The sequence below is a fragment of the Moorena sp. SIO2C4 genome (genome assembly GCF_010672485.1).
Lineage (GTDB): Bacteria > Cyanobacteriota > Cyanobacteriia > Cyanobacteriales > Coleofasciculaceae > Moorena > Moorena producens.
Map to the genome: position 1 here is coordinate 1 of NZ_JAAHGN010000797.1, position 776 is coordinate 776.

A 776-nucleotide genomic window follows, 5' to 3' on the forward strand; every position below is an offset into this window, starting at 1 on the left:
TGGCCGGGTAACCCAGCTTTGGGTCGCGTCTTTCGGCAAAGCCGACGCGGGGCGCGTTCGGGTCGCACCTAAAAGCTATGCAGCTTCGGAATAGGGGAGCCAGGGCTGCATCCCTTGTGCAAAGGATTGCTAGGATTTAGATATCACCTCACTAACTAAATTTCCCTTCATCTGTTTGTAGTCTTCAATTTGCTTTTCCAGCTCAATATGCAGGTGATCAATCTCTTCTTTCTCCAGAATTTCTAATAGGGCTAGATTCAAGGATTGCTGGGCAGCAGTGTAGAGGTTGATATCAATCACATATACTATAATTTTAATTACCCGAGCATTATCTTCAATGTGGGAAAACAAAACTTTCATTTTTTGCTTGTGCAAGCCATCGATAGTCGGGATTAGTTCTTTAATAGCCTGACAAATTCGGGAAGTTTGCTCAGCTGAAATTCCATCAACTTTCAGAGTTAAATTTATGCCCCACTCAAACGTCTTACCAGTCTTCTGGGACCAATTTTCCACAACTCCAGCAATCATTTTAGAATTGGGAACTTTTTTGACAGAACCCCACTCAATAATACAAAGTGTTGTACTTCTCAGACCAATACTGACTATCTGAACAAAACCATTGACTCCGTCCACTACTACCCAGTCACCGGGTTTATAGAGACCATCAGCGTAGATAATCACCGTACAACACCAGTCATAGATAATGTCTTTGAATAACAAACCTAAGGCGACACCTGCACCACCCAGTAGACCGATCAGTGCACCAGCAGATGCTC

Annotated in this window: 1 protein-coding gene; it reads right to left on the bottom strand. The window is 43.6% G+C overall.

The features are described from left to right. Positions 1-129: 129 nt before the first annotated feature. Positions 130-776, bottom strand: a 647-nt coding sequence (locus tag F6K20_RS29235; protein ID WP_287297037.1) for a mechanosensitive ion channel family protein, incomplete at its 5' end; no start/stop codon positions are given.